Raw genomic sequence first — 3,537 nt, forward strand, 5'->3', positions numbered from 1 at the left:
CCTCACCGCCATCCGCCCCGACCCCAACTGGACCCCCGCCACCATCCAAAACGCCATCAACACCGCCGAACACCTCGGCCGCCCCTGGCCCATCACCATGCGCCAACTCATCAGCCTCGCCGAGCTCGACGACAACACCCACCCCGATCAGATCCTGCCCCGCCTCCTGAGGACGGTAAAACGATGAACACAACGAGCGATTACGCGCGAACGGTCGCCCTGAGCGCCGTGCGTAACGGGTTCGAGCCGGTAGCCCGTTACGTGGAGCGTCGCCTCCATGCCGCCTGGGCCACCATCGGCAACCCGGACACCAACATCCGCCCTGGTGCTCGCCGCCGCGCTCGCGTCATCCGCGACGAGCTGCAGGCCCTGGCCGAACTCCTGGAGCGCCTCCAATCCGTTGAGCGGCGGGCCGACGAGTGGCACCGCGACCACCCGGCCGAGGCGGTCGCGAACGCTCGCGCCTGGTTCCAGAAGCACGGCGAGCGGTGGGCACAGATCGCCGACCAGGCGACCCGTGAGGACGTGCAGCGCATGTACGGAGTGGCCGCCGCCGAGCTGCTCACCATGGCCGAGCTGCTCGCGCCGCCGCCCCAGGTCGAGCCGCGGCCGGCCGTGCACGTCGTGATGGACCTGACCACGCCGATCCTGTTCTGCAAGTCCTGCGATCTGGTGTTCGCCTCGATCCGCTGGGGTGAGGACCTGGACAGCGTCAACGCCAAGCGCGACGCCCACACCTGCGAGGCCGGCCGTGGCTGACATCGAATCCTTCAGCGAGGCGAAGGCCGCCCTCTTCGCCATCCTCCTCCAGGGCGGCGGTGGTCCCATCGAGGTGTCCTTCGAGGCGGTGGGCGAGGCCGCGTTCATGGCGAAGACCGGCGACGTCAGGGTGGCCATGGAGCGCACCGCGACCGGCGTCCGGTACGGCATCGAGGAGTCGGCGGCGGCACGGACTCGACGTCGGACGGGCGGCCGGTGATGGCGATGCTGATCGAGGTCCACACCGCCCGCAAGATCCACTGGCCCGGCTGCTGCGTGTGCATGCGCGCGATCAGGCCCGGCGAGGCGTACGAGCGGGCGGCGGCCACCCCGGACGATGAGATCTGGGGCGGCAACGGCTGGCAGCACCTCAAGGCGCACGTGCCGTATGGGAGCTGCGAGGGGGTGGCGCGGTGACGCCCGAGCAGGCCGCGTGGGTGCGCGAGCATGCGTGGCTGCCCGCGATGCGGCGCCAGCCGTACTGGCTGCCGGGCGGTGGGACGACCTACGACCAGGGCGCCGCGCTCGCGGTGTGCGCCTGCATGGAAGGCATCTGCTGGCAGTGCCGGTCCGGTCGGCACGAGTTCTGCGACCGCCGCAGGATCAAGCCTGGCCCCGAGTGGTGGATCCAGAACCGGCCGCTCGACTACATCACGCCCACCGCCGTGTGGATCGCCGGGCGGGCGTGCCGGTCGCTGTGCCCGTGCTGCCCTGACGGGCCGCCGCCCCCGCCGCCGGCCGCGCCCGCGTACGAGCTGGTGGCGCTGTTCGACCTCGTGGGCAGCTCGTGATGCGCGGCGAGGCCGTCCGGTTCGCTGTCCTGCTGGGCGGCGAGTGGGCCGACCTCTCTTCGCACGTGATGACCGAGCGCGACATTCAGATCGCCGAGGCTCGCAAGATCATCCGCGACTACCTCGACCAGCGAGAGCAGCGCTCTACCCGGCCGTAGCTTCCGGGAACCGCAGTTCTCACAAGTTGGGAAATCCCGGACATCCAGCCCATCCCACCACCGACAGGAGCCCTTGTCTCATGCCCCGGTCCGACACCTTCCCGTACATCTTCTCGTTCGTCGCGCTCGGCATCCAGTCCGCGTGGCAGTACGTGTTCGGCAACCCCGAGCTCGGCCTCACTGGCGCCATCGCGGCCGGGTTCGCCCTCCGCTGCTCGTTCATGGCCCGCACCATCAACGCCGCCCGCGCCGAGCCAGCCAAGGTGCGCCGTGGCTGACCAGCTCCCCGCCGAGGTCGCCCTCGAACCGCCCCTCACCCGGCGCGGCCTCTCCCACGGGCAGCCGCTCACCACCGGCCCCCGCTACATCCGCACCGCCGCCATGTCCCGCTGGCACCGCCCCCGCGACGGCGTCCGCCTCGACCACGGCGCCGTCTACGGCCTGTGGTGCGGCCAGACCGCCCACGAGCACCGCGGCCTGCTCACCGCCGACCAGGTGCCAGACGGCCTGCCCACGTGCGGCACGTGCGAGGGCCGCGCGGCCGGCGCCGGGCAGGACTCGTGGACCGGCGTCGGCTCGGTGGTGTTCTCGCCGCGCCGCCTCACCCCGCCCGCGCGCTGCCCCGGCTCGCGCACCACCTGGTGCGAGGAACTCGGCAACAACGTCGCACGCTGCCTCGCCTGCGGCGCCTACGCCAGCCTGCGCGCGTCGGGCGGCGGCTACGACCCGCGCTGGGGGCTCGTCAACCACCCGCCCGGCCCTGGCCTGGTGGCGGGCTGCCCGTTCCACGCCTGGCACGAGATGACCCTCACGAACGGCCGCGTCCAGTGCAGGTGCGGCCACACCACGAAGGAGACCGAGGATGCCTGACCAGACCGCGCCCGCTGCTGAGCCCTGGGCGCTGACCCCGGAACAGCACATCCGAGGCGTCGTCCACAACGCTGTCACCGCAGCTCTCGCCCAGCACGACCACTGGGTTCGGCTCGGTGTCCGGCAGGCCATCACCGATGCCGTGCTCTCTGCGCTGCCTGCTTACGGCGTTGCCGTGATCCCTGGCACTGAACTGGAGCGGCTTCGCCAGCGCGCCGAGCAGGCCGAGTCCGCCAACGCCCGCGTGCGCCAGTTCAGCGAGATGGTCATAGCCTCGTCGATCCGGCTCGGGGCCATCGAGCAGGCCCACGACACCCTCGCCATTCTCGACGGGAAGACGCCGCCCACCGCGCCGGCCAAGCCGCGGCCCGCCTACGTCAACCTCGACAACGGATACCCCGCCCTGCACTGCGCCGACTGTGACGAGCGCCTCGCTGGCATCGACGCGGGCGACGACTTCGACCAGCTCGACACCAAGCGCCGCGCCCACCAGTGCGAGAGCAAGTCCGGTGAGTGAGTGGGCGTCCATCCGCCTCGCCGGGCCACCCCACGCCGTCGCCGAACTCGTCCGGCAGCTCGGCGCCGCTGGGATCGACGTTGAGCAGCCGTCGCCGGTGCCGCACCCTGCCGAGGTGGAGAGTGTGTGGCACGCGGTCGTGCGGCCGGCGGGGTGGGGGTCGCCCGTGCAGCGCGGGCAGCGCGGGCGCGGCTGGGCGTGCCCGCCCGCGCCGAGGCTGGTCGCTGGGATCGACGGGCCGCGGCTGATGGTGGCCGGCGCGGTCGTGGCCGAGGCGTACGAGCGCGCCCGGGCGTGGGCCGAGCAGCGCGGGTGGACGCTCGTGGACCCGCCCGAGGTGGTGGAGGTGGAGTCGATCCGGGCGGTGGACTACTGCCCGCCGCACTGCGGGTGTGGGCAGGTGGGGGCGCATTTTCTGCCGGTGGCGAGGCGGGTGCGGGGG

At 72.4% G+C, this 3,537-nt stretch carries 10 protein-coding genes; all 10 read left to right on the plus strand.

The window, feature by feature from the left end:
• Window positions 1-187 (plus strand): hypothetical protein (locus tag HII36_RS54045; protein ID WP_173531183.1); only part of this gene is annotated, 187 nt, incomplete at its 5' end.
• Complete coding sequence (locus HII36_RS54050) at window positions 184-759, plus strand: hypothetical protein (protein ID WP_173531184.1); 576 nt, start codon at window positions 184-186, stop codon at window positions 757-759. The genes HII36_RS54045 and HII36_RS54050, both read left to right, overlap by 4 nt.
• A complete protein-coding gene (locus HII36_RS54055) occupies window positions 752-979 on the plus strand; it encodes a hypothetical protein (protein WP_173531185.1) in 228 nt (75 codons plus the stop codon). The genes HII36_RS54050 and HII36_RS54055 overlap by 8 nt, the downstream gene beginning before the upstream one ends.
• A 5-nt stretch (window positions 980-984) precedes the next feature.
• Window positions 985-1,176 carry a hypothetical protein gene (locus tag HII36_RS54060; RefSeq protein ID WP_173531186.1) on the plus strand — a complete coding sequence of 64 codons (192 nt, stop codon included), beginning with the start codon at window positions 985-987 and terminating at the stop codon, window positions 1,174-1,176.
• Window positions 1,173-1,550, plus strand: a complete 378-nt coding sequence (locus HII36_RS54065; protein ID WP_173531187.1) for a DUF6248 family natural product biosynthesis protein — start codon at window positions 1,173-1,175, stop codon at window positions 1,548-1,550. Before HII36_RS54060 ends, HII36_RS54065 begins: the two co-directional genes overlap by 4 nt.
• Window positions 1,550-1,708, plus strand: coding sequence for a hypothetical protein (locus HII36_RS54070; protein WP_173531188.1), 159 nt, complete (start codon window positions 1,550-1,552; stop codon window positions 1,706-1,708). Before HII36_RS54065 ends, HII36_RS54070 begins: the two co-directional genes overlap by 1 nt.
• Before the next feature lie 80 nt (window positions 1,709-1,788).
• The gene (locus HII36_RS54075) at window positions 1,789-1,986 is read left to right on the plus strand and encodes a hypothetical protein (protein WP_173531189.1); all 198 of its coding nucleotides are present in this window, start codon (window positions 1,789-1,791) and stop codon (window positions 1,984-1,986) included.
• Window positions 1,979-2,578, plus strand: a complete 600-nt coding sequence (locus HII36_RS54080; protein WP_173531190.1) for a hypothetical protein — start codon at window positions 1,979-1,981, stop codon at window positions 2,576-2,578. The genes HII36_RS54075 and HII36_RS54080 overlap by 8 nt, the downstream gene beginning before the upstream one ends.
• Window positions 2,571-3,095: a hypothetical protein gene (locus HII36_RS54085; RefSeq protein ID WP_173531191.1), complete on the plus strand. Its 525-nt coding sequence runs from the start codon at window positions 2,571-2,573 to the stop codon at window positions 3,093-3,095. Before HII36_RS54080 ends, HII36_RS54085 begins: the two co-directional genes overlap by 8 nt.
• Window positions 3,088-3,537: hypothetical protein (locus HII36_RS54090; RefSeq protein ID WP_173531192.1), on the plus strand; the 450-nt coding region annotated here is incomplete at its 3' end. The genes HII36_RS54085 and HII36_RS54090, both read left to right, overlap by 8 nt.

Origin of the sequence: Nonomuraea antri (assembly GCF_013283785.1) — a bacterium.
GTDB lineage: Bacteria > Actinomycetota > Actinomycetes > Streptosporangiales > Streptosporangiaceae > Nonomuraea > Nonomuraea antri.